At 72.1% G+C, this 24,633-nt stretch carries 31 protein-coding genes; 17 read left to right on the top strand and 14 right to left on the bottom strand.

The window, feature by feature from the left end; all coding sequences use genetic code 11:
- Nucleotides 1-27 precede the first annotated feature (27 nt).
- Nucleotides 28-792 carry a hypothetical protein gene (locus ABZU46_RS19860; protein WP_354859860.1) on the top strand — a complete coding sequence of 255 codons (765 nt, stop codon included), beginning with the start codon at nt 28-30 and terminating at the stop codon, nt 790-792.
- A gap of 19 nt (nt 793-811) precedes the next feature.
- Here ABZU46_RS19860 and ABZU46_RS19855 read toward each other — a convergent pair whose 3' ends face one another.
- From ABZU46_RS19855 to ABZU46_RS19845, 3 genes are all read right to left on the bottom strand, one after another.
- Nucleotides 812-2,866: a glycogen debranching N-terminal domain-containing protein gene (locus tag ABZU46_RS19855; RefSeq protein WP_354859834.1), complete on the bottom strand. Its 2,055-nt coding sequence runs from the start codon at nt 2,864-2,866 to the stop codon at nt 812-814.
- Entirely contained in the window at nt 2,863-3,243 is a 381-nt protein-coding gene (locus ABZU46_RS19850; protein ID WP_354859832.1) for a hypothetical protein, read from the bottom strand. The genes ABZU46_RS19855 and ABZU46_RS19850 overlap by 4 nt, the downstream gene beginning before the upstream one ends.
- A gap of 82 nt (nt 3,244-3,325) precedes the next feature.
- On the bottom strand, nt 3,326-3,700 hold the full coding sequence (locus ABZU46_RS19845; RefSeq protein WP_354859829.1) for a DsrE family protein: 375 nt from the start codon (nt 3,698-3,700) through the stop codon (nt 3,326-3,328).
- 12 nt (nt 3,701-3,712) lie between these two features.
- Here ABZU46_RS19845 and mtfM point away from each other — a divergent pair, with 12 nt between their 5' ends.
- Both mtfM and ABZU46_RS19835 read left to right on the top strand, forming a co-directional pair.
- Entirely contained in the window at nt 3,713-3,817 is a 105-nt protein-coding gene (mtfM, locus tag ABZU46_RS19840; protein WP_305076120.1) for a small membrane protein MtfM, read from the top strand.
- A gap of 55 nt (nt 3,818-3,872) precedes the next feature.
- Complete coding sequence (locus ABZU46_RS19835; protein ID WP_354859826.1) at nt 3,873-4,463, top strand: FABP family protein; 591 nt, start codon at nt 3,873-3,875, stop codon at nt 4,461-4,463.
- Between the two features lie 4 nt (nt 4,464-4,467).
- Here ABZU46_RS19835 and ABZU46_RS19830 read toward each other — a convergent pair whose 3' ends face one another.
- Nucleotides 4,468-5,346: an aminotransferase class IV gene (locus ABZU46_RS19830; RefSeq protein WP_354859823.1), complete on the bottom strand. Its 879-nt coding sequence runs from the start codon at nt 5,344-5,346 to the stop codon at nt 4,468-4,470.
- A 68-nt stretch (nt 5,347-5,414) separates the two neighbouring features.
- Here ABZU46_RS19830 and ABZU46_RS19825 point away from each other — a divergent pair, with 68 nt between their 5' ends.
- The 4 genes from ABZU46_RS19825 to ABZU46_RS19810 all read left to right on the top strand — a co-directional run bounded on the left by ABZU46_RS19825 (nt 5,415) and on the right by ABZU46_RS19810 (nt 8,857).
- Nucleotides 5,415-5,843, top strand: a complete 429-nt coding sequence (locus ABZU46_RS19825; protein ID WP_354859821.1) for a Fur family transcriptional regulator — start codon at nt 5,415-5,417, stop codon at nt 5,841-5,843.
- Nucleotides 5,840-6,952: a folate-binding protein gene (locus tag ABZU46_RS19820; RefSeq protein ID WP_354859818.1), complete on the top strand. Its 1,113-nt coding sequence runs from the start codon at nt 5,840-5,842 to the stop codon at nt 6,950-6,952. Before ABZU46_RS19825 ends, ABZU46_RS19820 begins: the two co-directional genes overlap by 4 nt.
- A 23-nt stretch (nt 6,953-6,975) precedes the next feature.
- Nucleotides 6,976-7,803 carry a 3-keto-5-aminohexanoate cleavage protein gene (locus ABZU46_RS19815; protein WP_354859816.1) on the top strand — a complete coding sequence of 276 codons (828 nt, stop codon included), beginning with the start codon at nt 6,976-6,978 and terminating at the stop codon, nt 7,801-7,803.
- A gap of 94 nt (nt 7,804-7,897) precedes the next feature.
- Complete coding sequence (locus tag ABZU46_RS19810) at nt 7,898-8,857, top strand: asparaginase (RefSeq protein WP_354859813.1); 960 nt, start codon at nt 7,898-7,900, stop codon at nt 8,855-8,857.
- Between the two features lie 246 nt (nt 8,858-9,103).
- On the opposite strand, the gene ABZU46_RS19805 is transcribed toward ABZU46_RS19810, so the two are convergent.
- Nucleotides 9,104-9,901, bottom strand: a complete 798-nt coding sequence (locus ABZU46_RS19805) for an alpha/beta hydrolase (protein WP_354859810.1) — start codon at nt 9,899-9,901, stop codon at nt 9,104-9,106.
- Nucleotides 9,902-10,013: 112 nt separating this feature from the next.
- Between ABZU46_RS19805 and ABZU46_RS19800 the strand changes: the two genes are divergently transcribed.
- The 6 genes from ABZU46_RS19800 (at nt 10,014) to ABZU46_RS19775 (ending at nt 14,417) form a co-directional block, all read left to right on the top strand.
- The gene (locus tag ABZU46_RS19800; RefSeq protein WP_354859808.1) at nt 10,014-10,718 is read left to right on the top strand and encodes a helix-turn-helix domain-containing protein; all 705 of its coding nucleotides are present in this window, start codon (nt 10,014-10,016) and stop codon (nt 10,716-10,718) included.
- Nucleotides 10,715-11,437, top strand: a complete 723-nt coding sequence (locus ABZU46_RS19795) for a hypothetical protein (RefSeq protein WP_354859806.1) — start codon at nt 10,715-10,717, stop codon at nt 11,435-11,437. Before ABZU46_RS19800 ends, ABZU46_RS19795 begins: the two co-directional genes overlap by 4 nt.
- A gap of 71 nt (nt 11,438-11,508) precedes the next feature.
- The gene (locus ABZU46_RS19790; RefSeq protein ID WP_234582317.1) at nt 11,509-11,823 is read left to right on the top strand and encodes a DUF2516 family protein; all 315 of its coding nucleotides are present in this window, start codon (nt 11,509-11,511) and stop codon (nt 11,821-11,823) included.
- Entirely contained in the window at nt 11,820-12,707 is an 888-nt protein-coding gene (locus ABZU46_RS19785) for an alpha/beta hydrolase (protein WP_354859803.1), read from the top strand. Before ABZU46_RS19790 ends, ABZU46_RS19785 begins: the two co-directional genes overlap by 4 nt.
- Before the next feature lie 11 nt (nt 12,708-12,718).
- Nucleotides 12,719-13,456 carry an alanyl-tRNA editing protein gene (locus ABZU46_RS19780; RefSeq protein ID WP_354859800.1) on the top strand — a complete coding sequence of 246 codons (738 nt, stop codon included), beginning with the start codon at nt 12,719-12,721 and terminating at the stop codon, nt 13,454-13,456.
- Between the two features lie 46 nt (nt 13,457-13,502).
- Nucleotides 13,503-14,417: an SDR family oxidoreductase gene (locus ABZU46_RS19775; protein WP_354859798.1), complete on the top strand. Its 915-nt coding sequence runs from the start codon at nt 13,503-13,505 to the stop codon at nt 14,415-14,417.
- A 52-nt stretch (nt 14,418-14,469) separates the two neighbouring features.
- Here the strand turns inward: ABZU46_RS19775 and ABZU46_RS19770 are convergent, their stop codons facing one another.
- Nucleotides 14,470-15,453 (bottom strand): WYL domain-containing protein, encoded by a 984-nt coding sequence (locus ABZU46_RS19770; RefSeq protein WP_354859797.1) that lies wholly within the window; start codon nt 15,451-15,453, stop codon nt 14,470-14,472.
- Nucleotides 15,454-15,521: 68 nt separating this feature from the next.
- Here ABZU46_RS19770 and ABZU46_RS19765 point away from each other — a divergent pair, with 68 nt between their 5' ends.
- Both ABZU46_RS19765 and ABZU46_RS19760 read left to right on the top strand, forming a co-directional pair.
- Nucleotides 15,522-16,313, top strand: coding sequence for an EI24 domain-containing protein (locus ABZU46_RS19765; protein ID WP_354859795.1), 792 nt, complete (start codon nt 15,522-15,524; stop codon nt 16,311-16,313).
- A gap of 1 nt (nt 16,314) precedes the next feature.
- Nucleotides 16,315-16,830, top strand: coding sequence for an O-acetyl-ADP-ribose deacetylase (locus ABZU46_RS19760; RefSeq protein WP_354859794.1), 516 nt, complete (start codon nt 16,315-16,317; stop codon nt 16,828-16,830).
- 320 nt (nt 16,831-17,150) lie between these two features.
- Here ABZU46_RS19760 and ABZU46_RS19755 read toward each other — a convergent pair whose 3' ends face one another.
- Both ABZU46_RS19755 and ABZU46_RS19750 read right to left on the bottom strand, forming a co-directional pair.
- Complete coding sequence (locus ABZU46_RS19755) at nt 17,151-17,339, bottom strand: DUF397 domain-containing protein (RefSeq protein WP_354859857.1); 189 nt, start codon at nt 17,337-17,339, stop codon at nt 17,151-17,153.
- Complete coding sequence (locus ABZU46_RS19750) at nt 17,336-18,082, bottom strand: helix-turn-helix transcriptional regulator (RefSeq protein ID WP_354859792.1); 747 nt, start codon at nt 18,080-18,082, stop codon at nt 17,336-17,338. Before ABZU46_RS19750 ends, ABZU46_RS19755 begins: the two co-directional genes overlap by 4 nt.
- Nucleotides 18,083-18,276: 194 nt before the next feature.
- Here ABZU46_RS19750 and ABZU46_RS19745 point away from each other — a divergent pair, with 194 nt between their 5' ends.
- Entirely contained in the window at nt 18,277-18,558 is a 282-nt protein-coding gene (locus tag ABZU46_RS19745) for a hypothetical protein (RefSeq protein WP_354859790.1), read from the top strand.
- Nucleotides 18,559-18,644: 86 nt separating this feature from the next.
- Nucleotides 18,645-18,821: a hypothetical protein gene (locus tag ABZU46_RS19740; RefSeq protein WP_354859787.1), complete on the top strand. Its 177-nt coding sequence runs from the start codon at nt 18,645-18,647 to the stop codon at nt 18,819-18,821.
- Here the strand turns inward: ABZU46_RS19740 and ABZU46_RS19735 are convergent, their stop codons facing one another.
- From ABZU46_RS19735 to ABZU46_RS19710, 6 genes are all read right to left on the bottom strand, one after another.
- A complete protein-coding gene (locus ABZU46_RS19735; protein ID WP_354859785.1) occupies nt 18,822-19,718 on the bottom strand; it encodes a GNAT family N-acetyltransferase in 897 nt (298 codons plus the stop codon).
- A 1-nt stretch (nt 19,719) separates the two neighbouring features.
- Complete coding sequence (locus ABZU46_RS19730) at nt 19,720-20,133, bottom strand: RidA family protein (RefSeq protein WP_354859782.1); 414 nt, start codon at nt 20,131-20,133, stop codon at nt 19,720-19,722.
- Between the two features lie 151 nt (nt 20,134-20,284).
- Nucleotides 20,285-21,292, bottom strand: coding sequence for a LacI family DNA-binding transcriptional regulator (locus ABZU46_RS19725; protein ID WP_354859779.1), 1,008 nt, complete (start codon nt 21,290-21,292; stop codon nt 20,285-20,287).
- Between the two features lie 20 nt (nt 21,293-21,312).
- Nucleotides 21,313-22,692, bottom strand: a complete 1,380-nt coding sequence (locus ABZU46_RS19720; RefSeq protein WP_354859778.1) for a GH1 family beta-glucosidase — start codon at nt 22,690-22,692, stop codon at nt 21,313-21,315.
- Nucleotides 22,689-23,522, bottom strand: a complete 834-nt coding sequence (locus tag ABZU46_RS19715; protein ID WP_354859777.1) for a carbohydrate ABC transporter permease — start codon at nt 23,520-23,522, stop codon at nt 22,689-22,691. Before ABZU46_RS19715 ends, ABZU46_RS19720 begins: the two co-directional genes overlap by 4 nt.
- The gene (locus tag ABZU46_RS19710) at nt 23,519-24,511 is read right to left on the bottom strand and encodes a sugar ABC transporter permease (protein ID WP_354859775.1); all 993 of its coding nucleotides are present in this window, start codon (nt 24,509-24,511) and stop codon (nt 23,519-23,521) included. Before ABZU46_RS19710 ends, ABZU46_RS19715 begins: the two co-directional genes overlap by 4 nt.
- Between the last annotated feature and the right edge of the window lie 122 nt (nt 24,512-24,633).

Raw genomic sequence — 24,633 nt, 5'->3', positions numbered from 1 at the left:
GGGCGGCGCTGGCTGCTGGTCGCGACCGTGCTGTGGGCCGTCCTGCTGGCCGGGCTCGCCTGGATGTCGGTCCGCGACGACCCGCCGACGGTGCGCGAACAGCGCTCCCTCGACGAGGCCGCCCCGGTGGTCGACCGGGCGGTCGGTGAGCTGGCCCGCGCCGCCGGGACGGCCGGGCTGCTGGAACTGGGCCCGGTGCGGGTCAACGCCGGCTGCCGCGTCACCCCGTTCTCCGACGGCGCGGCGCTGCGCCGCGAGGTCGGCGTGCTCGCGCCCGCCGGCACCGAGCGCGCCGTGCTGACCGGCATCGCCGACCGGCTGCCGTCCACCTGGCGGGCCGGAGTCGGCCCCGGCCTGGACGGCCCGGAACTGCACGCCGACGCCGGGGACTTCGTCGCCGTCGAGGGACGACCGACCGGGGACGGCCGGCTCCGGTTGACCGTCGACACCGGCTGCCGGCCGCTGGGCGCCGGCTACGACCCGAAGCCGGCCACCGGCGCCGGCCCGGAGGCCACGGCCCTGACGGCTGCCCTGACCGCGCTCGACCGTCCGGCCGACGCCGCGCCGGACCTGGTCACCGCGCCGTGCCCCGGCGGCGCCGTGGCCCGTACCGCACGGTCCGCCGCCGGGCCCGGCTCGGCCACGGCCGGCGCGCTCGCCCCGCTGGCCGCCGGCACCCCACTGCTGGACAACCCCCCGCTGTACGCGTACCGCACCGGCGACGTCACCGTGCTGGCCGAACTCGGCCCGGACACCGCACTGGTGGCCGCCACCGTCGGCTGCCCCGCCTGAGCCGGACGTCGGGCCCGGGTCAGCCGCCCGTCTGGTGATCCTGCGGGCCTCGGCTGCGACCCAACGCGTCCACGCGGCCCCAGCGGCCGGGAATGTCCAGCAGCTCCACCCGGCCCATGCCCGGTGGCACAGCCGGATCGATGATCAGGTGTTCGCCCTGCGGTTCCAGCCCCAGCATGACCCGCAGCAACAGCAGCGGGGTGCCGCTCGACCAGGCCTGCGGGCTGCACGCGGTCGGGTACTCCACCGGGTAGCCGGTGCGGCTGCGGGCGTAGCCGGCGAACGCCTCCGGCAGCCGCCCGTCGAAGTAGCGGGACGCCGCGAGCATCGAGTCGCAGATCAGCCCGGCCTCCTCCCGGTAGCCGTACCGGCCCAGGCCCCAGGCGATGATCGAGTTGTCGAACGGCCACACGGTGCCCACGTGGTAGCCGATCGGGTTGTACCGACCCTCGCCCTCGGCGAGGGTCCGCACCCCCCAGCCCGAGAAGAGTCTCGGCCCGAGCAGGTGGTCGACCACCTTGCGGGCCCGGGACTCGTCCACGATCCCGCTCCACAGCAGGTGCCCGATGTTCGACGTGAGCGCGTCCACCTGCCGGCCGTCGGCGTCCAGGGCGAGCGCGTAGTACTCCCGGTCGGCGATCCAGAAGTCGTGGTTGAACCGCTGCTTGAGCGCCGCCGCCTCCCGCTCCAGCCGGTCGGCGTACGCCGGGTCGTTCCAGACCTTCCGGGCCAGCCGGGCGGTCCGGATCTTCGCGTCGTACGCGTAGCCCTGCAACTCGCAGGTGGCCCGGGGGAAGCCGGGCAGCCGGCCGTCGGCGTACGAGATGGCGTCCCAGGAGTCCTTCCAACACTGGTTCTGCAGCCCGGACTCCGGGTTGCGGGTCCGATACCAGAGGTAGCCGGTGCCGAGCAGGTCGCCGTACGTGTCGATCCACTCCAGGGCCGCCCGGATGTTCGGCTCCAGCCGCTTGACCAGCGCGGTGTCGCCGGTCCAGCGCTCGTACTCGTCGATCAGGATGACGAACAGCGGGGTCGAGTCGGCCGACCCGTAGTACGGCGAGTGGGGCTGCTCCTCGAAGCCGGCGGTCTCGCCGTACCGCAGCTCGTGCAGGATCTTGCCGGGCTCCTCGTCCCGGAAGTCGTCCACCCGGTGCCCCTGGAGACCGGCCAGCATGAAGATGGTCGGGGGGATCAGCTCCGGCAGGAACGGCAGCACCTGCAACGAGGTGATGATGCTGTCCCGACCGAACAGGGTCATGAACCACGGCAGCCCGGCGGCGATCAGCCGTACGCCCAGGGCGATCGACTCGTAGCGCAGCGCGGCCAGGTCGTTGAGGCTGCGCCGGTACGCCCCGGCCAGCGGCTCGCAGTCACAGCCGAGCTTCGGCGCCCGGTCGATCAGCTCCTGCTGCTCGGCGCGGATGGCGTCCCCGCTGCGGCTGCCCGCGTACGGCAGGGTGGCCCGGATGTCCTCGCCCCGGGCCCCGTAGACGACGGTGGAGACGTGCAGCCGGGTGGTCCACTCGCTGTTGCTGTCGATCCGGACCCGGAAGGTCATTCCGGAGTTGTCGACCTGCGCCGGAACCGTGGAGCGGACCACGGTCTCCCGGCGGAACGCCTCCCGCCGGTACGTCAACCGCAGCTCGTTGTCGGTCGCCGCGACCGTCGTCCGGCCCACCTTCTCCCGGGCGTGCTTGATCTCGAACAGGTCGGCGAAGTCGCTGCTCATCTCGATCCGGACGGTGAACTCACCCTCCTCGCCGGAGTGGTTGAGCACGGTCAGCTCCTCGTCGAAGCTGCCCCCGATCTCTCTGCTGCGGATCACCGACCACTTGGCGTCCAGGTAGTGGGTGGGTTCGCCGGGAGCGAGGAAGAACGTCGTCCGGTACGACTGGCTGTCGTCGATCGAGAGTGCGTGCAGCCGCTCGCCGTTGAGGGTGAGCACCCAACTGGACAGGAAACGCGTGTCGAAGGAGAACAACCCGGTCGGGAAGGTGAAGGACGGCTCGATGTCGCCGCGTCGGTCGCTGACCAGGAAGGTGTTGCCGTCCAGGATGCTGACGAGATCGTTCACGTCCGCCGCCCGACTGCCTCCCGGGCCACCTCGCGCGGGTCGCGGGTGCCCGGCGGGTTCGGGAAGAAGCGGCGGAAGGCCAGGAAGAGCACCACGTCACCGCTGAAGGTGCTCTCGTTGCGCAGTACCGCCGCGAGCGCCTGGGCCTCGCCGGTGATCAGCCTGTCGAACAGGGCCGAGCTGCTGAACCAGATGGCGTCGGCCGGACCCCGCTCGCGGCTGGCCTGTACCGCTCCCGGCCGCATCCGGACCAGCCAGTGTTCGGTCCGGTGGCCGGTGCCGAGATCGATCTGCAGGGTCCCCCTGGCCAGGCCGCCAAGGACCGCGGGGGCACGCGTCGGCAGCGATTCGAAGAACCTCTCCGTCGCCTCGGTCACAGTCGAATCGTAGGCAGCTGTCCGAGATGTCGGGTCGGTATCGGGAGTCCGCCCATACCGTCGCCCCGAGGTGTGCCGGTGGTCAGTAGACCAGCGCCTGCGTGCCCTCGGCCAACGCCTCCTCGACGAAGACCGCGGCGCCCGCGATCCGCACACCGGGCAGTACGTCGTCCGGGCCGATCTCCCGCCGGGCCGCGCACTGGGTGCAGGCGGTCACCCGACCACTGGTCAGGATGACGTGCAGCAGCTCGGCCAGCGGCGCGGAGTGCGGTAGCTCGAACTCCTGGGCGCGGCCGGGCAGCGCGAACCAGGTCGACTCCCCGGTCAGCCAGAGCGACACGTCCACGCCGGCCGCGACCGCCGTGGCGGCGACCGTGAACGCCTGCGCGCACCGCTCCGGGGCGTCCGCCCCAGCGGTGACCTTGACGACGAGAGAGCGGGCCATGAGGCCCAGCATAGGATGGTCACGATGGTTACCGAGATCGGGTTCGTCAGCCTGCTGGTCGCCGGCCTGGGCGGGCTCGCCGGCGGCCTGGTCTACCTGGCAGTAAAGATTTCGAGGGGACGTTGGTGAGCGCGAGGAGTGAGCCGGGCCTGCGAGCCCCGCAGTCGCGAACGAAGGTGGCACGGTGAGCGACGAGAACCCGCTGCAGCCACCGTGGCTGAACGCGCCGCCGGTCGAGGAGTACCCGTTCGAGGAGAGTCACGACCTGCGGGTCGGCCCGAAGCTGCACCCGGCGCTGGACGGCCTGCTGCCGTACATCGGTCTGTGGCGCGGCCGGGGCAAGGGTGGCTTCCCCACCATCGAGGACTTCGACTACGCGCAGGAGATCCGGATCAGCCACGACGGCCGGCCGTTCCTGCACTACGAGTCGCGCGCCTGGATCCTCGACGAGCAGAGCAGGCCCGTCCGCCCGGCCGGGCGTGAGGTCGGCTGGTGGCGACCGGTGCTGGTGGACGGTCGGGCAACCGACGAGCTGGAGGCCCTGCTCACGACCCCCACCGGGGTGATGGAGCTGCACCTCGGCAAGCGCACCGGCACCCAGGTCGAGTTCGCCACCGACGCGGTGGTCCGGACGGCGACCGCCAAGGAGGTCACCGGCGGGCACCGGCTTTTCGGCATCGTCGAGGGGGCGCTGCTCTACGCCCAGGAGATGGCGGCGATGGGTCACCCACTCAGCGCGCACCTCTCCGCCCGGCTCGTCCGGGTCGGCGGCTGACGCTTCAGCCGACGGGGAAACCCAGCAGCGACTGCAGGGCGGGGGTGCGCGGGCAACGGTCCCGGCGCACCCCGTCCAGCGTGTGGACCTCGGTGAGCCCGCGCACCGACGAGGCGAACCACACCCCGTCGGCGTCGTGCAGCTCGGCCGGGGTGACCATCCGTTCGGCGGCGCTCAGGCCCAGCTCGCCGGCGTGGGCGAGCAGCCAGGCGACGGTCGTGCCGGGCAGGATGCCGGTGGTGGCGGCCGGCACCGTGCGGAGCGTGTCGCCGGTGAGCCACACCACGTTGGCCGTGGGCCCCTCCAGGGCGTACCCGTCGGAGGAGATCCAGAGCACGTCGTCCACCCCGTTGGCGCGGGCCCAGCGGCGGGCGGCGCTGTTGACCGCGTACGAGGTGGACTTGATCCCGGCGGGCAGCCAGGTCAACTCGGCGCGGGCGGTGGCGGGCACCCCGAGCGGCAGGTTCGCGACGCTGATCCCGTCCCGTCGCGCCATCCGCGCCGCCGCCGGCACCTCGCTCAGCGTGGCGTAGACCGTCGGTGCGCCGGCCTCCGGGCCCCGGGTGCAGACCAGCCGCAACGCCCCCTCGACCCGCGCCGGCCAGCCGGCGCACACCGTGTCGAGCAGGTCGGTCAACGCGGCGGCGTCGGGCACGGCCAGCTCGATGGCGGCGGCCGACACGGCCAGCCGGGCCAGGTGCTCGTCGCGCAGCCACGGCCGGCCCTGGCGCAGGTGCATGCTCTCGAAGAGCCCGTCGCCGTGCAGGACGCCACGGTCGTCGCCGCGTACCACCGGCTCCGTGGCCGGGACCGGGCCCTGCCCGAGCACGGCGATCCGCGCGGTCGGGCCGACCGGAACCTGCCCGGTGAAGGACGTCGCCATGAGGGTCGAGGGTAGCGACGGGCGTCGCACGGCGGAGGTAGCCACGGCCGCCGAACTATGATCGGACGGTGTCCGAATCCTCCCTCGCGGAAATGCTCCGGGCCCGTGGGCTGCGGCTGACGGCCCAGCGGCAGCTCGTCCTCCAGGCGGTGCTCGATCTGGGCCACGCCACACCGGAGCAGGTGCACACCGCCGTCCGGGAGGTCGCCGCCGGCGTCAACATCACCACCATCTACCGCACGCTGGAGCTGCTGGAACGGCTCGGCCTGGTGACCCACACCCACCTCTCGCACGGTTCGCCGACCTACCACGCGGCGGGTGAGCACCAACACGTCCACCTGGTCTGCCGGGAGTGCGGCGCGATCGACGAGATCGATCCGGAGCTGCTCCGCCCGCTCGCCGAGCAGTTGGCCGCGCAGCGGGGTTTCCGGGTGGACATCGGGCACGTGTCACTCTTCGGCGTCTGCGACCGCTGCGAGAACGGGGATCAAAAATGATCGACATCGCGGGCGCGGTGGCCGTCGAGAGCATCGATGAGGCCAGCCGTGACCAGCCGGACCCGGCGCACGTCGCGGTCGGGGTGCGGGGGGTGGCCGCGCACTACGGCGATCCGCTGCGCGAGCAGCGCGTCCTGGACACCGAGGTCGGCCTGGTCGACCGGTCACACCGGGGGATCATCGCGGTGCCCGGCAAGGAGCGGGCCGGCTGGCTGCACACGATCACCTCGCAGCACCTGAGCACGCTGGCCGCCGGCGAGGGCACCGAGTTGCTGGTGCTCTCGCCGCACGGGCACGTCGAGCAGCACGCCCTGGTCGCCGAGGACGGCGAGACGACCTGGCTGGACACCGAGCCGGGGGCGACCGACGGTCTGCTGGCGTACCTGGAGAAGATGCGGTTCTTCAGCAGGGTCGACCCCCGCGACGCCACCGCCGAGCGGGCGCTGCTGTCGCTGGTCGGGCCGGCGGCGCCGGAGGCCCTGGGCACGCTCGGCGTGACCGGGCTGGCCGCGCCGGACCTGGTGCCGGTGCCGGGTCCGAAGTTCGCCGCCGGGGCCGTGCCGCCCCGAGCGGGCATCCGGTACGACGTCCGACCGCTGCCGATCGGCGGGTGGGCGCGTCGCGGCCTGCTCGGGGTGGACCTGCTGGTGCCCCGCTCGGCGATGGAGCAGGTGGTCGCCGAGCTGCGCGGCGCGGGCGTGCCGGTCGCCGGCCTCTGGGCGTACGAGGCGATCCGGGTCGCCGCCCGGCAGCCCCGGGTCGGGGTGGACACCGATCACCGGACCATCCCGGCCGAGGTGGACCTCATCGGCCCGGCGGTGCACCTGGACAAGGGCTGCTACCGGGGTCAGGAGACGGTGGCCCGCGTACACAACATGGGTCGGCCGCCGCGCCGCCTGGTGCTGCTGCACCTGGACGGGGTGACCACCGACCAGCCGCCGACCGCCGGTACGCCGGTCACCCTCGACGGCCGGGCGGTGGGCTTCGTGGGCACCGCCGTGCTGCACCACGAGCTGGGTCAGGTCGCTCTCGCCGTCCTGAAGCGGAACGTCCCGGACGACGCCGCGCTGATGATCGGCGAGACCGCGGCGGCGATCGACCCGTCCTGACCGGGGCGTCTAGGATCGCCGGCATGACGACAGGGACGTTGATCACGGTGGCCCCGACGGGCGCGGAGTCGGCCAAGGCGGAGGTGCCGGCGCTGCCGGTGACCCTGGACGAGCTGCTGCTCACCGCCAAGGAGTGCGAGGCGCTCGGCGCCGCCGTGATCCACGTTCACATCCGCGACGACGAGGCGCGGCCGACCCTCGACCCGGCCCGGCTGGCCGAGACGGTGGCGGCACTGCGGGAGAGCACCGACCTGATCGTGCAGCTCTCCTCCGGCGGCGCGGTGACCGACCCGGAGGCGTCCCGGCTCGCCGTGCTCGACGCGGGTCCGGACATGGCCTCCTGCACCATGGGCACGGTCAACTTCGGCGACGACGTCTTCCTCAACCGCTGGGAGTTCATCGTCGACCTGCACACCCGGATGCAGGAGCGCGGCATCGTGCCGGAGTACGAGATCTTCGACCTCGGCCACCTGTCCGCGTTGCAGCGGCTGCTCGGCAAGTACGGCCTGCCGGCGGGCGGTCACGTGCACGTCGACTTCGTGATGGGGGTGCCGGGCGGCATGCCGGGCACCACCGAGACGCTTGTCGCCGCCCACCGGATGCTGGCGGACCTGCCCGCGGGCACCACCTTCTCGGCCACTGGCATCGGCCGCAGCACGATCCCGGTCATGCTCGCCTCGCTGTCCACCGGCGGGCACCTGCGGGTCGGCATGGAGGACACGGTGACGTACGCCAAGGGTCGGGCGGTCGAGTCCAACATGCAGTTGGTCGCCCGCGCGGTCGGCTTCGCCCAACTCGCCCAGCGACCGCCGCTGACCACCACCGAGGCCCGCGCGCTGCTCGGGCTGTAAGGCCGGACACCTTCCGCGCCCCTGTCACCCGGGCGGTGGACCACCTGGTCACCCCGCCGACGGGCAGCCTCGGCCCCTCGGTACCGTCCAGCACGTGGGAAAGACGTACGAGGGCGGCGTGCCGCTCGCCGAGGTGGTCCGGTCCGGGTTCGTGGAGGGCGCGCACCGCGGCTCGGTGGTGGTGCTGGACGCCGCCGGGGTGCCGCTGGCGACCGCCGGGGACGTGACCGCGCCGATCTTCCCGCGCTCGGCCAGCAAGCCGATGCAGGCGATCGGGATGCTCCGCGCCGGCCTGACGCTTACCGATCCGGCCGACCTGGCGTTGGTCTCGGCGAGCCACGCGGGGGAGGACTTCCACCTGGCCCGGGTCGGCGCGCTCCTCGACCGGGCCGGGCTGGACGCCTCGGCGCTGCACTGCCCGCCCGACCTGCCGGTGGGTGCGGCGGCCCGGGAGGCGGTGCTGCGGGCCGGGGGCGGGCCGAGCCGGGTGCAGATGAACTGCTCCGGCAAGCACAGCGGAATGCTGCTGACCTGCGAGGCCGCCGGGTGGCCGCGGGACGGCTACTGGCGGCCGGAGCACCCGTTGCAGCAGGGGTTGCGAGCCGCCATCGAGGAGTTCACCGGCGAGCAGGCGGCGGCGGTGGGGGTGGACGGCTGCGGTGCCCCGGTGCTGGCGGTGTCGCTGACCGGCCTGGCCGGGGCGTACCTCCGGCTGGTCGGCGCCGAGCCGGGCTCGGCGCCGCGCACGGTGGCCGACGCGATGCGGGCGCACCCGGAGATCGTCGGTGGCACCCAGGCCGACGACACCCGGCTGATGCGCGGTGTCCCGGGCCTGCTGGCCAAGGTCGGCGCCGAGGGCGTGTTCGCGGTGGGGCTGCCGGGCGTCGGCGCGGTGGCTCTGAAGATCGACGATGGGGCCGACCGGGCCCGGATGCCGGTGCTGGTCTCCGCGCTGCGCCGGCTCGGTGTGGACGCGCCGGTGCTGGCCGAGTACGCCGAGGTGCCGCTCTTCGGCGGTGGCGTTCCGGTCGGGGCGGTCCGCCCGCTCTGGTGACACCACCGGTCCACCGGTCGGCGATCCGGCTGCCCGGCACGGCGGCCAACGCCTGATCAAGCGCTATACCTCACAGGCATGAATATGACCGTGAGGTATAGCGCTCGTCGTGGCGTCAGCCCCGTCGTTGGCGGCGGGTCTGCTGGCGGCCGGGGGTGCGGGGCCGTCGGCGGCCCCTTGGCGTCGCTGGCAGAGGGGCGGTCAGGGCTGTGCGCGCCGCGCGGTCAGGGCTGCGCGCGCCGCCGGTCAGCTCAGGAAGTCGAGCAGGGCGGCGTTGACGGGCTCCGGACGCTCCAGGGGCAACAGGTGTGCGGCATCCGGCACATCCGGCAGCCGTACCGCGCCGGGGACCTCGGCGGCGATCCGGTCGGCGAGGCGGCTGATGTCCGGTACGTCGGCGGCGCCTGCGGTGACCAGGACGGGCACCCGCAGCTCGCTGAGGCGGCCGATCGCCGGAGGCGTCAGCTCGCCCACCTCCACCGCGCCGAGCGCGAGCTCGGCGGCCAGGGCGCGCTGGTCCATCTCCTGCGCGAACGCCAGCAGTTCGGGGTCGACGTCGGCCGGCTGACGACCGGGCCCGACCACCCAGAACCGCACCTCGCCGGCCGCCCCGGCGACGAAGTCGTCCGGGTCGACCTCGCCGACCAGGTCGTCCCAGAGGTCGTTGGCCTCGTCGGACCACTCGTTGCCGGAGAGCGCCGTGTCGAAGAGGGCGAGCGCGCTCACCCGGTCCGGATGCGCGAGCGCGGTGTCGACGGCGACCGATCCACCGAAGGAGCAGCCGACCAGCGCGGCCCGGGGCAGGTCGAGGGCGTCCAGCAGGCCGGCCACGTCGTCGTGGTGCGCGAACGGCGTCGGGGGCAGCTCGGAGTCGCCGTACCCGCGTAGGTCCGGGACGATCACCCGGTGCCGGGCGGCGAGCGCGGGCACGACGCCCCGCCACATCCGCCGGTCCGCGATGCCGGCGTGCAGCAGCACGACGGGCGAACCGCTGCCGACCTCGTCGTACGCGAGAGATGCTCCGTTGACTGTGATCTTGTGCACCAACGGACCGTACGGATCCGGCGAGCGGCGCGCAAACGTGATGCTGAGACCTTGCTAACTTTGGCAAGCATTTCGCTTGCAAGAGCTAGCAGGCGGCATTAGCGTCGTGTCCATGGCCACACCCAAGGACCTTCCCGACGTCGGCGGGTTCATCCGCGATCTGCGGCGCAACGCCAAGATCTCGCTGCGTCAGCTCGCCGAGCAGGCGGGGGTCAGCAACCCGTACCTCAGCCAGATCGAGCGCGGGCTGCGCAAGCCCAGCGCCGAGGTGCTCCAGCAACTGGCCAGCGCGCTGCGGGTCTCGACCCCGGCGATGTACCTGCGGGCCGGGCTGCTCGACGACAAGGAGGGCCACGGGGTGCTCGCCGCCATCGCGGTGGACCCCGACCTCACGATGGCCCAGAAGCAGTCGCTCAGCCAGATCTACGAGACGTTCCGCCGGGAGAACGCCCGCCTCGCCGAGGCCAAGGCCGCCGCCGAGAGCCCGGCCGCCGAGGGTCCGGCCGCCGAGGGCCCGGCCAGCGGAAGCCCGGACGTCGCCGGCACCACCGGAGTGACCAGGTCCTCCACCCCGACCGACGTCGCCGACGAGCCGGCCGACGTGGCCAACCTGGCCGCCACCGGCCCCACCACCGCGGGCGGCACCCCGACCGAGGCCGTGCTCGAGTCGGTCGCCGTCACCGAGGCGGGCACCGCCCCCGCCCCGGGCAGCAGCACCAGCACCCCCGAGAAGAGCAGCACCAGCACCCCCGAGAAGAAGGCCGCCGGACCGGCGGTCCGCAAGGCCGCCGAGGCGGCCGAGGAGGAGACGTCATGACCGAGCCGAAGACCAACCGCATCCCCGCCCCGATCTACGCCGCCGCCGGTGCCGCCGAGTTGGCCCTCGAGCAGTTGCGCAAGCTGCCCGCGGCCGTCGGTCTCCACGGCACCCGGGTCGTCGCCGACCTCGGCGGCCGGGCCGTGCTGACCGGTTTCGAGCTGCGCCAGAAGGCCACCGAGACGCTGCGTACCGCCAACGAGACCGCCGAGACCCTGCGCGGTCGCGCGCAGGCCGAGCTGGACCTGGCCAAGCTGCGCGAGGCGGCTGACCTGACCAAGCTCCGCGAGGCGGCCGACCTGACCAAGCTCCGCGAGGTCGCCGACATCGACAAGTTGCGGACCGCCGCGACCCGCAACGCCGCCGTGGTGATCGCCGGTGCCCAGGCCGCGCAGGAGCGGGCGTACGCCGCGTACGGCGCGCTGGTGGCCCGTGGTGAGCGGGTCGTCGGCGCTGGTGTGCTGGAGGCCGCCGAGACGGTCAACGCCGACATCGAGGCCACCCAGGCCGCGCCCGCCCCGGCCGCGCCGGCTGCCACCGCCCCGGCTGTGACCCCGGCCCCGGCCGAGGTGCCGAGCCCGGCCGAGGTGGCCGAGATCGCCGAGGCCAAGCCGGCCGCCGTCAAGAAGGCTGCCCGGGCGAAGGCCGCGAAGCCGGCCGAGACCCCGTCGGCCAAGCTGCCCCGGGCCACCAAGCGGACCCGCCCGGCGGCCGAGTAGTTCGTCCTGTCGGCGATCCCGACGGCGTCCTTGACGGACGTAGTCGGGGTCGCCGACATAAACTTGCCGGCATGGCCACCGCCGCGCCGATCTTCGCGTTCGAAGTCCGTTACGTGATCGAGCTGATCCTGCTCGTCTTCGCGTTGATCATCCAGGGTGTCGCGTTGGTGCATGCCATCACGCAGCGCTCCGACGCCTTCTCCGCCATCGGGACGCTGCCCAAGGGTGGCTGGATCGCCATCCTGGCGGTCTGCCTCGTGCTGATCCTGCTCAGCCGCGGTCCGATCAGCCTCTTCGGACTGATCGGCATCGCCGCCGCGCTGATCTATCTGCTCGACGTCCGGGTCGGTCTCCGCGACCTCAGTGACGGCAAAGGGTTCTGGTGAGAGGTTTTCGCTGGCCGCCTCCGCCCGACAGCGGCCCCCGCACCTGGGGGCCGGGTCCGGGCGGGCCGCGTACCGGCCGGCCGGCTCTGCCGGAGCCGGAGACGGAGCTGGTCGCCACCCCGCACGGCGTGCAGCTGGAGCGCCTGGTCACCGGCGTCGGTGACCCGGTCACCGTGTTCGCGCACGGGCTGGGCAACGGGATCGCCACCACACGCCCGTTCGGCAGCGGGGTGGCCGGTCGTCGGCTGTTCTTCCAGTTCCGGGGTCACGGTCGCTCCGAGGCGCCGGCCGGCCCGTGGACCTACCTCGACCTGGCCCGCGATCTGCGGGCCATCGCGGATCTGGGCGGCGCCAGCCGGGCGTTCGGGGCGAGCCTCGGCGCGGGTGCACTGTGCCGCCTGCTGGCCGAGAGCCCGGAGCGCTTCGAGAAACTGGTGTTCTTCCTGCCGGCGGTCCTCGACCAGCCGCGCAGTCCGGTCGCCCGGGACCGCATCACCGCCCTGCTGGAGGCCGTCGAGAGCGGCGAGGCCTCGGCGGTCGCCGACGTCGTCGCGCTGGAGCTGCCGGCGGCGGTCCGCAACACGCCGGCCGGCTGGGCGTACCTGCGGCAGCGGCTCGACCAGCTGCTCCGCGACGGTCTGGCCGACGGCCTGGCCACGCTTCCGGAGCAGGCGCCGCTGCAGGACGCGACCGCCCTGGCGGCGGTCACCGCGCCGGCCCTGGTGATCGGCTGCGCGGGCGACGACCTGCACCCGGTCGAGGTCGCCGAGCAGCTCGCCGCCGCGCTGCCCCAGGCCACCCTGCACGTGTACGACCGACCGGGGGTGCTCTGGACGGAACGCGCCGACCTGCGGGAGCGGATCTCCGGCTTCCTCAACGGGTAACGTGGCCTGTCATGGGCGTCACACAGCATGGCCGGACGCACCGGCTGGATCTCGCCGACCCGACCGTGCGTGAGTGGACCTGCACGGTCCTGCACGCCGACCCGGAGCAGGGCATCGTCCTGGACCGCTCGGCGTTCTACCCGGGCGGCGGCGGCCAACCGCCGGATCACGGCGTGTTGCTCTGGCAGGGCGTGCAGACCCGGATCGTCGGCACCCGCAAGGGCGACGACCCGTACCTGATCCCCGCCGAGGGTGACCCGCTGCCGCCGGTCGGCACCGAGGTTGTCGGCGCGGTGGAGGACGAGCGCCGCACCCGTCTGATGCGTACCCACTCCGGGCTGCACGTGCTCTGCGGTGTGGTGTTCCGCGACTTCGGCGCGCTCGTCACCGGCAACTCGATGGAGCCGGGCGAGGCCCGGATGGACTTCAACCTCCCCGAGGTTCCGCCGGACTTCAAGAGTCGCATCGAGGAGCTGGTCAACGCCGAGGTGGCCGCCGACCGCGCGGTCGCCACCCGGGTGCTGCCGCGCACCGAGGCGCTGGCCCTTCCGGACATCATCCGTACCCAGTCCAACCTCATCCCGCCGGACGAGCAGGAGGTCCGGATCGTCGACATCGTCGGACTGGACGTGCAGGCCGACGGCGGCACCCATGTCGCGTCCACCGCCCAGATCGGCAAGGTGCAGGTGGTCAAGGTGGAGAGCAAGGGTCGGGCCAACCGCCGGGTCCGCGTCCGGTTGGTGGACTGACAAATTCGGACGCCGGCTGTCAGGTATCGCTGGCAGCCTCGCAGGCATGACACAACCGCTCGCAGGAAAGATCGCGCTCGTCGCCGGTGCCACCCGGGGCGCCGGTCGACAGATCGCGGTCCAGTTGGGTGCCGCCGGCGCCACCGTGTACGCCACCGGTCGCAGCAGCCGCGCCGGCCGTTCGGAGATGGACCGGCCGGAGACCATCGAGGAGACCGCCGAGCTGGTCACCGCGGCCGGCGGCACCGGCGTCGCCGTGCAGGTCGACCACCTGGTGCCCGAACAGGTCCGCGACCTGGTCGCCCGGATCGACGCCGAGCAGGGCCGACTCGACGTGCTGGTCAACGACATCTGGGGCGGCGACCCCCTGGTGACCTGGGACAAGCCGGTCTGGGAGCAGCCGCTGGAGGCGGGTTTCCGCACCCTGCGGCTGGCCGTCGACACGCACATCATCACCAGCCACTTCGCCCTGCCGCTGCTGATCCGTCAGCCCGGTGGCCTGGTCGTGGAGATCGGCGACGGCACCAAGGCGTACAACGACGAGAACTACCGCCTCTCGGTCTTCTACGACCTGGCCAAGGTCTCGGTCAACCGGCTCGCCTTCACCCAGGCGCACGAGCTGAAGCCGCACGGTGGCACGGCGGTCGCGCTCACCCCCGGCTGGCTCCGCTCCGAGGCCATGCTGGAGCACTTCGGCGTCACCGAGGAGAACTGGCGCGACGGGGCCGCCACCGACCCGCACTTCCTCATCTCGGAGACGCCGGCCTTCGTCGGCCGCGCGGTGGCAGCGCTCGCCGCCGACGAGGAGAAGGCCCGCTGGAACGGCCAGTCCGTCGACGCGGGCACGCTGTCGAAGGTGTACGGCTTCACCGACGTCGACGGCAGCCAGCCGGAGGCCATCCGGTACATCACCGAGGTGGTCGGCGCCGGCAAGCCGGCCGACGTCACCGGCTACCGCTGACCCGCTGACCGGTCACCGGCGGGCCGCTGACCTGCTGGCCCGCTGACCGGTGTCACGGCACGGCCGGGCCGTCGTAGCGTGCGGCGGCCCGGCGTGCCGCGCCCGCCATTTCCGCGCGCAGCTCCGGCGGGTCGAGCGCCTCCACCTCCGGGCCCAGCGCCAGCAACTGGGCGTACGCGACGCCGACCGACTCGACGGGCAGCCGGGCCACCACCCAGCCCTGCTCGTCGGGCTCGCCCACGGAGGCGACCACCTCGTCGTACACGTAAGGGGCATCGACCAGGCGTCGGAGCTGGCGCAGGCCGGCGGGGCTGAGCCGGACGGTCACCTCGGCCCGCAGCATGGTCCGCAGGAATTCCCCGGCCTGCTCCCGCCAGTGCCCGGCCAGGTCGAAGCCCTCGTTGCGCTCGAAGTGCTCCTCGCCCACCTCGACCCCGGTCACGCGGTCCACCCGGTAGGTGCGGACATCCTCGCCGACCCGGCCGACCAGATACCAGACGCCGCTCTTGAGCACCAGGCCGTACGGCTGGACTCGGCGGGTCACCTCCTTCTCGCCGCGTCGGTAGCGCAGATCCACCACCCGGTCGCTCCAGACCGCCCGCGCCAGCTCGGCCAGCCACGGTGGTGGCGGCGTCTCCCGGAACCAGCCCGGCACGTCCAGGTGGAACCGCTGCCCGGTACGGGCCGGCGCGTCGCGCAGGGCGGGTGGCAGCGCGGCGAGCACCTTCAGCTCGGCGGACGCGACCGCGTCGGCGAGCCCCATGTCACCGGCGGGCCCCGGTAGCCCAGCGAGGAAGAGCGCCTCCGCCTCGTCCCGGGTCAGACCGGTCAGCCGGGTGCGATAGCCGCCGAGCAGGCGGTAACCGCCGGCCCGACCCCGGTCGGCGTAGACCGGCACGCCCGCTGCGGAGAGCGCCAGGACGTCCCGGTAGACGGTCCGCTCGGAAATCTCCAGCTCCCGTGCCAGCTCGCCCGCCGTCATCGATCCGCGCGACTGCAACAGCAGCAGCAGCGAGATCAGTCGGGACGCGCGCACCCGCCCATCCTGCCTCGTGCCGCTCGCCGTCCGGCGAATTCGATCACCTGTCGTTAGGCTGCTCGATCGTGGACGTCAGCAGAATCGCCAGCCCGGTGACCGGGGTCGTCGGACGCTTCCTCCTCGGGGTCAGGCTGCTCCTGCGCGGACTGGGCATGTACGTCCGCAGCCCGAAGCTCATGCTGCTCGGTCTGGTGCCGGCGCTGATCTCCGGCGCGCTCTTCGTGGTCGCGATCGCCACCCTCGTGTACTTCGTGGACGACCTCGCCGCCCTGGTCACCCCGTTCGCCGACGACTGGTCGAGCACCGGCCGCAGCCTGGTCCGGGTGATCGCCGGGCTGGCCTTCATCGGGCTCGGTGGCCTGCTCGCGGTAGTCAGCTTCACCGCGGTCACCCTGGTCATCGGTGACCCGTTCTACGAGAAGATCTCCGAGATGGTGGAGGAGCGGCTCGGCGGCACCCCGGACGCCGTGGACGTGCCGTTCTGGTCGTCACTGCGCCGCAGCCTCGCCGACTCGGTACGCCTGGTGGCCCTCACGGCGCTGGTCGGCATCCCGCTCTTCTTCGCCGGTTTCATTCCGGTGGTCGGCCAGACGGTCGTGCCGGTGATCGGGGCGGCGGTGGGTGGCTGGTTCCTCGCCGTCGAGCTGGTCGGAGCGCCGTTCTACCGACGTGGCATGCGGTTGCCGCAACGCCGGACGATCCTCAAGGCGGACCGGCCCATGGCGCTCGGCTTCGGGGTGGCGGTCTTCCTCTGCTTCCTCATTCCGCTCGGCGCGGTGCTGGTCATGCCGGCCGCGGTCGCCGGTGCCACCCTGCTGGCCCGCCGCTCGTTGGGCCAGTCGATCGAGGAGAGCTGACATGGAGATCACCCTGGTCGAGGGGGACATCACCGCCCAGCGGGTGGATGCCGTCGTCAACGCCGCGAACTCGTCCCTGCTCGGCGGCGGCGGAGTCGACGGTGCCATCCACCGACGCGGCGGGCCAGCCATCCTGGCCGAGTGCCGGGCGCTGCGGGCGTCCCGGTACGGCAAGGGCCTGCCCACCGGCCAGGCGGTGGCAACCACCGCCGGCGAGCTGCCCGCCCGTTGGGTGATCCACACCGTCGGCCCGGTCTGGTCGTCCACCGAGGACCGCTCGGCGCTGCTGCGCGACTGTTACGCCAACAGCCTGCGCGTGGCAGACGAGTTGGGCGCGACGACGGTCGCGTTTCCGCTGATCTCCGCCGGCATCTACGGATGGCCGGTCGACGACGCGGTCCGTCAGGCGCTGTCGGTGCTGCGGTCGGCCACGCTGGCGACGGTCACCGAGGCACGCCTGGTGCTCTTCGGCGCGGATACGTACGCGACGGCACGCGAAGTCTTCGACGTCGCGTAGGGCGCGCGCTCCCTCCTTGATCACGTGATGCTGACCAGTTGTCAGAAGCGGGTTCGAACTGGTCACCATCAAGTGATCAAGGATTCGAAGTGCGACGCGCTCGCGCGGCGCTGCCGCGCCCGCCGGTCCCGGCCGGCCCGTCGGCCCCGGCCGGCCCCGGGGACCCGCCGGCCCCGGCGGGTCCGGCCGCAGATCTTGGACACTTTCCGTTGGCAGCTAACGGAAACTGTCCAAGATCTCGTCGTATCGGTGCGCCATCGCCGGCAGTGGGCATACCGAAAGACCCCCGGTCTACCCGAGGGTCTTGTTGATGTGGCTGCTCAGAGGGCGGCGGTCTTCACCATGTCGACGAAGCCCCGCCAGGTGTGACGGTCGAACCGGAGCGTGCCGCCATCGCGATCCTTCGAGTCGCGGACCGCGACGACGCCCGGCAGGTTGTCCGCGACCTCGACGCAGTCGCCGCCGTTAGAGCTGCTTCGGGTGCTGGTACGCCATTCGGCGCCGGTCAGGTCAGCCATGTTCGTGCCTTCAAGAAGTCGATGGTGTGGCGCCGTGGAAGAGCCACTGATCGCAGCGTATCCCAGATGGCCCAGAGCGGGGCTGTCTCGTTGGTCAGTCGGCCGGCTGCCTGGTCGTCCAGGTATCCCACGTCGCCATCCTCGGTGGTAGCAATGACGAACGGCCCGGCCTGCCCGGCGTGCATGCCCGCGTCAAGCGGTAACACATGAAGGAAGGTGTTAGGCCGCTGCGCCATTTCGATCAGGTGGTCTAGCTGGGGATGCATGATGTCGGGCTCCCCACGGCGCAACGCGCATTCGTCGATGACTGCGATGAAGAGCGGGGGCTTACGCCGGTTAAGGACCGCCGCCTGTCGGCGGAGTCGCGTTTCGACGTAACCCGCAACCTCGTCCGCGTCCAGCAACCCGCTACTGAGGACTAGCGACGCGTACTCCGGTGTCTGTAGCAGACCGGGAATCACAGAAACCTGAAACGCGCGGAGGGCGGTCGCCTGAAGCTCTGTCTCGACCCACGGCCGCAGCCACGCCGGCTCACGGCGCTTTAAAACGTCCGGCCAAATGTCCCCCACATCAAGCCCTAGGACGCTCGCCGCTGCCGCTCGGTGGCGGGGGTGGGGAACTCTGCCCGGCGTGACCCAGCGTGCAACCGTCTTGGGGTCTACTCCCACCCGCTCGGCAAGACTCTCCACAGTCTCGCCCGAGTCCGCCAGTGCAGCCCGTAGCGCCTGATTCACGGTCGCCTCCTACTGGACGTCCCCAACGTCTATCGAACGTATATCTACGGGGTGTAGCCGTCCAGCTCCTCTGGGCAGGGTGTCAGATGAGCGGCACTGCTGGTGGAGGCGAAGCCCGGCGGCGGTGTCGGCCCGGGGCCGCCTCGTGGGCAAGCACTCAGGGGCGGCCCCTCCTAGCCCACGGAGGGGGAAACATGCCCGCAGCACCAGGACCGACATTCCGGGCCGGCGACCTGCTACGCCTGTCGGCCACCGCGAGCGTGCAGTTCCTGCATCCGATAACCGTGCGGGTCATCCGCGAGTTGCAGTGGGACACGTACGACGGGTGGGTGTGGCTGGACGCGTACGAGCTGGGCGCGCGCGGCGACGCGATCGCCCGGCGTGAGCTCTACGTGCGACGCGAAGGCGTACAACCGCTGAACGTCCGGCCGACCATTCGCCGGCCGACCGCCCGCAAGCCCATCTGCGCCGGATGAGCCCGCGTCCGCGTCCGCATCACCCCGGGCTGCCGCACTGGCGCTGTACCCGCTGCGGCGCCCACTGGCCGTGTTCAGCCGCGCGGTTGTCGCTGCTGTCCCGCTGGCATGGCGACCGGGTCGGGATGCTGCTCATGTTGACCACGCTCGCGTGGGAGGCGTTCGCCGACGCGCTGAAGCTCGGCTTGCGCCCGGACCCCGCGGTGTACGTCGCGCGGTTCCTGAAGTGGACGCGCCCGCGCAGCGACAATCGAGCTGACTGATCAGGTCAGGTCGGCCAGGCAGGCCCACAGGGTCGCCACCGGTCGGTAGCCCAGCCGGGCGTTGATCGCCAGCATCGGCGCGTTGGACTCGTCGTTCGAGGTGTACGCGACCCGTACGCCGGCTTCGGCGGCCTGGTGCAGCGCCGCCGTCTTGGCCAGTCGGGCGAGCCCTCGACCCCGGTACGTCGGGACGGAACAGGTGTAGTCCGACCACATCCGCTCCCCGTCCCGCTTGACCAGGCTGAACGCGGCCACCTCGCCGTCGACCTCGGCGGCGGTGCTGGCGGTCTTGTCCAGTCCGAGGTTGTCCCACACGTCGTACTGCCAGCTCTCGAAGGTGACCGCGTCGACGGGTACGTCACCGGGTTCGTCGACGGCTGCGGCGACGTTCGCCTCGTAGAGCAGGTGCGGGTCCAGCTCGGCGATCGGCCGCAGTCGTACACCCGGAGGCGGCTCGGGCAGCGCGGGCGGCGGGGTCAGGTCCAGCGCCGAGTAGCGCACCTCGCGGCTGGGCGTGAAACCGTGCCGGCGGGCGAAGGGCAGCGAGTCCGCTGCGGCCATGGTGCGTACGCGGCGGACCCCGAGAGGGCGGAGGTGGTCGGTCGCGGCGGTCAACAGCGCCGTCCCGATTCCCCTGCGGCGGTGCTCGGGGTGCACGTGCAGCATGCTGACGTCGCCGAAACCCTGCACCGATGTCGAGGTGTTGGGCTCGGCGGACGTCCAGCCGACCACCTGGCCGTCGACCTCGGCCACGAACGCGGTCCAGCCGTCGATCGGCGGTGGTTCGGCGATCATCTTGCGGGTCGACTCGACCCCACGCACCAGGTACGGGTGGACGTTCGCCCGCAGGGCCACCACGCCCGGGGCGTCGTCGGGCTGCGCCACACGGATGCGCATCTCAGGCCCCCGTCCGTACGGCGGCGACGGCCTCGACCTCGACGAGCTGGTCGGTGTAGCCGAGCACGGCCACACCCAGCAGGGTGCTGGGCGGATCGTGGTCGCCGAAGAAGTCCCGGACCACCTCCCAGACGGTCACCAGGTCGGCCTGCCGCGACGATGCCACGTACACGGTGGTCTTGACGACGTCGGTGAGCCGCGCGTCGGCCGCGCCGAGGGCGGTCTCCATGTTCGCCAGCACCTGCCGGGCCTGCGCGGCATGGTCACCCGGCGCGACGGTGCGGCCCTCGGCGTCCAGCGGGCACGCCCCGGCGGTGAACACCAGGCGGGCGGGCGGCTCGACGGTGGCCGCGTACGCGTACTCGGCGACGTCGCAGAGAGCGGGCACGTGCAGCAACGCGACAGGATCCGGCATGCCGGCGAGGCTAACGACGATCGCGCACGGTGGCGACGCATTAACGCGCCGGGCAGCAACTTCAGGGTTGTTGCTGCCTCCCGACGCCGGGAAGCAGCAACAACACCGAAGTTGTGCGGATCTTGAAAGCGGATCTTGAGAGCGAGACGGGTCAGGCCGACGCGCGGATGATCAGCTCGGTATCGAGCATGACGGCCGGTTCGATCGCTTCGCCGGCCGCCAGCCGGAGCAGTTGCCGGGTCATCCGTCGGCCGAGTTCCACGATCGGTTGCCGGACGGTCGTCAGCGGCGGCTCGGTGTAGGCGGCGGTTTCGATGTCGTCGAAGCCGATCACCGCGACGTCCTCCGGCACCCGCCGGCCGGCCGCGCGCAGTGTGCGCAGGGCGGCGTGTGCCATCAGGTCGGAGGCGGCGAACACCCCGTCCAGGTCGGGATGGTCGGCGAGCAGGCGGTCCATCGCCGCCGCACCGGACTCCCGGGTGAAGTCGCCGACGGCGATCAGTTCGGGCAGCCCGGCGGCGGCTACCGTCTCCCGGTAGCCGATCAGCCGTTCGATCCCGGCAACCATGTCCTGCGGGCCGGCGATGGTGGCGATCCGCCGGCGACCACCGTCGATCATGTGTCGGACGGCGGCGGTGACCCCGCCGACGTGGTCCACGTCGACGTACGGCACGGGTACGTCGCCGAGCGGCCGGCCGCTGACCACCACGGGGATGCCGAGCCGGGCCAGCGTGCCGGGCAGCGGATCGGCGCCGTGCAGCGAGGCGAAGAGGACTCCGTCGACGTGGCGACCGGTGGTGTACCGCTCGACCCGCTGGTGCCCGGCCGGTGAGCCGGCCAGCATCAGGACCAGTTGCTTGTCGGCGGCCTCCAACTCCTGACTGACGCCCCGGATGATGCCGGGGAAGACCTGGTCGTCGGAGAAGACCCGGGTGGCCGCCTCCGGCATGACCAGGGCGATCGAGTCGGTCCGCTGGGTGACCAGGCTGCGGGCGGCCAGGTTGGGCACGTACCCCAGCTCGGCGACCGCCCGGTTGACGGCCTCCCGGATGGGTTCGGCGACGGTGGTGGAGCCGTTGACGACCCGGGAGACGGTGGCCCGGGACACCCCGGCCCGTGCCGCCACCGCCTCGAGCGTCGGCCGCTGTGCCGTGGTCATCGCGACTCTCCCCCCGCTCGTCACAGCCCGTTCCGGGAGATCACCTCCTGGTACCACCGGGCGCTGGCCTTCGGTGTGCGCCGCTGGGTCAGGTAGTCGACGTGCACGATCCCGAACCGCTTGCGGTAACCCTCCGACCACTCGAAGTTGTCCAGGAATGACCATACGAGATACCCGCGCAGATCCACGCCCCGGGAGATCGCCTCGTGCGCCGCCCGCAGGTGCCCGTCGAGGTAGGCGATCCGGTCGTTGTCGATCACCTGTCCCGGCCCGGCCGGCGAGTCGGTGCCCGCCTTGTCGGGGAACGCCGCGCCGTTCTCGGTGATCAGCAGCGGCACACCGGGATAGTCGGTGGCGATCCGCTCCAACAACCGGGTCAGCCCGGACGGCTCGATCATCCAGCCCATGTCGGTGAGCGGCCCGGCCGGCGGCAGGAAGTGCACCGCGCCCTCGGTGCCCGGGTAGGCGCCGTCGCCGTCGCCGTCGGGGCGGCCGGCGACGTAGGTGGGCGCGTAGTAGTTGATGCCGAGCAGGTCGATCGGGGCGGCGATCAGCTTCTCGTCGCCGTCGCGGATGAACGTCGGCTCGACGATGCGGGCCACGTGCTCGCGTACGTCGTCGGGATAGCCCCCGGCCAGCAGCGGGTCGAGGAAGATCCGGTTGTGCAGGCCGTCGACCAGGCGGACGGCGGCGGCGTCGGCCGCGCTCTGCGGGTCCGCCGGCCGTACATCGGCCGGGTTGACGGTGATGCCGACGCTGCGCGCGCCGGCCGCCCGCAGCGCCCGCGCCGCCAGGCCGTGCCCGAGCAGCAGATGGTGTACGGCGGTGAAGGCCGCGGCGCCGTCCTGCTCGCCCGGCGCGTGCACCCCGTTGCCGTAACCGAGGTACGCCGAGCACCACGGCTCGTTGAGCGTGGTCCAGACGTCGATCCGGTCGCCGAGGCGGGCGTACACGGCGGTGGCGTACGTGGCGAAGTGCTCGGCGGTGTCCCGGTTGGTCCAGCCGCCCCGGTCTTCCAGGCTCTGCGGCAGGTCCCAGTGATAGAGGGTGACGATCGGGTCGATGCCCCGGGCGAGCAGGGTGTCGGTGAGCCGGTCGTAGAAGTCCAGCCCGCGCGGGTTGACCGGGCCGCTGCCGTCGGGCTGGATCCGGGGCCAGGCGACCGAGAACCGGTACGCCCGCAGGCCCAGCTCGGCCATCAGCGCCACGTCGTCGGCGTACCGGTGGTAGTGGTCGCAGGCGACGTCGCCGGTGTGGCCCTGGTACACCTTGCCTGGCGTACGGCAGAAGGTGTCCCAGATGGACGGGCCGCGACCGTCGTCGCGGGCCGCGCCCTCGATCTGGTACGCGGCGGTGGCCGCACCCCAGAGGAAGTGCTCGGGAAACCGGAGTTCATTCACGCTTTGACCGCACCTTCCATGATCCCGCCGATGATCTGGCGGCCGAACAGCACGAAGACCAGCAGCAGGGGGAGCGTCGCGATGGCCGTCCCGGTGAACACCTGCGACATGTCCTGGTAATACCCGTCGGACAGCGCTCGCAGGGAGAGCTGAACGGTCGGGTTCGCCGGGTCGTTCAGCACAGCGTACGGCCACAGGAAGTCGTTCCAGGTGGTCATGAACGTGAGCAGGCCGAGCACGGCCGCGGCCGGGCGCAGCGCCGGCAGCACCACGTGCCACCAGATCCGCGGGGTGCCGCAGCCGTCCATCCGGGCGGCCTCGATGAGCTCGTCGCTGATGGCCTGGCCGGCGTACTGCCGCATCATGAACACCCCGAAGCCGGTGACCAGCACCGGGACGATCACCGCGGGCAGCCGGTCGTTCCACTGCAACTTGGTCATGAGCAGATAGAGCGGGATCACGCCGAGCTGCGTCGGCACCATCATCGTCGCGATGATCACCAACAGCAGCGCGTTGCGCCCCCGGAAGCGCAGCTTCGCGAAGGCGAACCCGGCCAGGCTGGAGAAGAACACCACCGAGACGGTCACCGTGGTGGCCACGATCACCGAGTTGATCAGACCGGTGAGGAAGTACGCGTCGGTGTTGTCGAACAGGCGGGCGATGTTCGCGCCCAGGTTGCCGCCCGGTGTGACCGGGGGTGGCAGTTGGCCCATCGCGTCGTTGCTGCGACTGGCGACGACGAACATCCACCAGATCGGGAAGATCGACAGAACGGCGGCGAACATCAGGGCCAGGTAGGTGAGCGGGCTCGCCCGCCAGAGGCGGCTCATCGGGTTGCTCCTTTGCGAGGGCCGGCCCCGCCGCCGAGTCGGCGCAGGATCAGCACGTTGACCGCCGCGACGATCGCGATGAGCGCGAAGAGGAGCCACGCCACCGCCGAGCCGTAACCGAAGTTGTAGTGCGGCGCGAAGGCGTTCTCGAACATGTACATGGTCAGGGTCTGCGACTCGCGCAGCGGCCCGCCGCGGATCGGGTTGGTGCCGGAGTTGAACATCCGGGGCTCGGTGAAGAGTTGCAGGCCGCCGATGGTGGCGATGATCGTGCAGAAGATGATCGTCGGTTTGAGCAGCGGCACGGTGACCGACCAGAACTGCCGGGCGCGGTTGGCGCCGTCGATCGCCGCCGCCTCGTACAGGTCGCGGGGGATGGCCTGCATCGCGGCCAGGAGGATCAGCGCGTTGTAGCCGGTCCACCGCCAGTCGACCATGGCGGAGATGGCCACCCAGGAGGCGACCCGGTTGGACTTCCACTCGATCGCGTCCATCCCGACCAGGTCGAGCAGCCAGTTGATCATGCCGAACTCGCGGCCGAAGAGCACCCCGAAGACGATCGCCACGGCGGCGGTGGAGGTGACGTTGGGGACGAGCACCGCCATCCGCCAGCCCGTACGCGCCCGCAGCCCTCGATTCAGGAGGTTGGCCAGCCAGAGCGCGGCGAGCAGCTGCGGCACCGTGGAGATGACGAAGATGCCCATCGTGTTGACCAGCGCGTGCCAGAAGTCGGCGTCGGCGAGCAGCCGGGTGTAGTTCTCCGCGCCGACGAACGGGTGGTCGGTGCCGAGCAGGTCCCAGTCGTGCAGCGAGACCCAGAAGGTGTACGCCAGCGGATACGCCCCGAAGACTCCGAAGATCAGGAAGAACGGGGCGATGAAGAGGTACGGCGAGAAGCGGGTGTCGAGCCGGCTGAGCCGACCCGACGATCGGCGTTGGTGCCCGGCTGCCGGTGCGACCGGCGGTCGGGCGTCGAGCTGGACGGTCATGCCCGGGGACTCCTTTCCGTCGTGCGGGGGGGGGGGCGGGGGCCCGGCCCCCCCCCCCCCCCCGCCGCGGCGTGGGTGTGGCCGGGCTCGTGTCTGTATTTAACCCCCACCGCCCCCCCCCC

The organism is Micromonospora sp. NPDC005197, assembly GCF_040608295.1.
In the GTDB taxonomy this organism is placed as follows: Bacteria; Actinomycetota; Actinomycetes; order Mycobacteriales; family Micromonosporaceae; genus Micromonospora.
Note: the sequence above shows the minus strand (reverse complement) of the source record. Positions and strands in the feature narration are given on the sequence as shown.

What these genes read in the sequence shown, in the direction of transcription:
- ABZU46_RS19775 (WP_354859798.1), top strand. Translation starts at nt 13,503, where the DNA reads ATGACACAACCGCTCGCAGGAAAGATCGCGCTCGTCGCCGGTGCCACC.
- ABZU46_RS19790 (WP_234582317.1), top strand. Translation starts at nt 11,509, where the DNA reads ATGGCCACCGCCGCGCCGATCTTCGCGTTCGAAGTCCGTTACGTGATC.
- ABZU46_RS19725 (WP_354859779.1), bottom strand. Translation starts at nt 21,292, where the DNA reads ATGACCACGGCACAGCGGCCGACGCTCGAGGCGGTGGCGGCACGGGCC.
- ABZU46_RS19715 (WP_354859777.1), bottom strand. Translation starts at nt 23,522, where the DNA reads ATGAGCCGCCTCTGGCGGGCGAGCCCGCTCACCTACCTGGCCCTGATG.
- ABZU46_RS19845 (WP_354859829.1), bottom strand. Translation starts at nt 3,700, where the DNA reads ATGCTGGGCCTCATGGCCCGCTCTCTCGTCGTCAAGGTCACCGCTGGG.
- ABZU46_RS19830 (WP_354859823.1), bottom strand. Translation starts at nt 5,346, where the DNA reads ATGGCGACGTCCTTCACCGGGCAGGTTCCGGTCGGCCCGACCGCGCGG.
- ABZU46_RS19820 (WP_354859818.1), top strand. Translation starts at nt 5,840, where the DNA reads ATGATCGACATCGCGGGCGCGGTGGCCGTCGAGAGCATCGATGAGGCC.
- ABZU46_RS19815 (WP_354859816.1), top strand. Translation starts at nt 6,976, where the DNA reads ATGACGACAGGGACGTTGATCACGGTGGCCCCGACGGGCGCGGAGTCG.
- ABZU46_RS19800 (WP_354859808.1), top strand. Translation starts at nt 10,014, where the DNA reads ATGGCCACACCCAAGGACCTTCCCGACGTCGGCGGGTTCATCCGCGAT.
- ABZU46_RS19735 (WP_354859785.1), bottom strand. Translation starts at nt 19,718, where the DNA reads ATGCGCATCCGTGTGGCGCAGCCCGACGACGCCCCGGGCGTGGTGGCC.
- ABZU46_RS19730 (WP_354859782.1), bottom strand. Translation starts at nt 20,133, where the DNA reads ATGCCGGATCCTGTCGCGTTGCTGCACGTGCCCGCTCTCTGCGACGTC.
- mtfM (WP_305076120.1), top strand. Translation starts at nt 3,713, where the DNA reads ATGGTTACCGAGATCGGGTTCGTCAGCCTGCTGGTCGCCGGCCTGGGC.
- ABZU46_RS19780 (WP_354859800.1), top strand. Translation starts at nt 12,719, where the DNA reads ATGGGCGTCACACAGCATGGCCGGACGCACCGGCTGGATCTCGCCGAC.
- ABZU46_RS19795 (WP_354859806.1), top strand. Translation starts at nt 10,715, where the DNA reads ATGACCGAGCCGAAGACCAACCGCATCCCCGCCCCGATCTACGCCGCC.
- ABZU46_RS19710 (WP_354859775.1), bottom strand. Translation starts at nt 24,511, where the DNA reads ATGACCGTCCAGCTCGACGCCCGACCGCCGGTCGCACCGGCAGCCGGG.
- ABZU46_RS19745 (WP_354859790.1), top strand. Translation starts at nt 18,277, where the DNA reads ATGCCCGCAGCACCAGGACCGACATTCCGGGCCGGCGACCTGCTACGC.
- ABZU46_RS19760 (WP_354859794.1), top strand. Translation starts at nt 16,315, where the DNA reads ATGGAGATCACCCTGGTCGAGGGGGACATCACCGCCCAGCGGGTGGAT.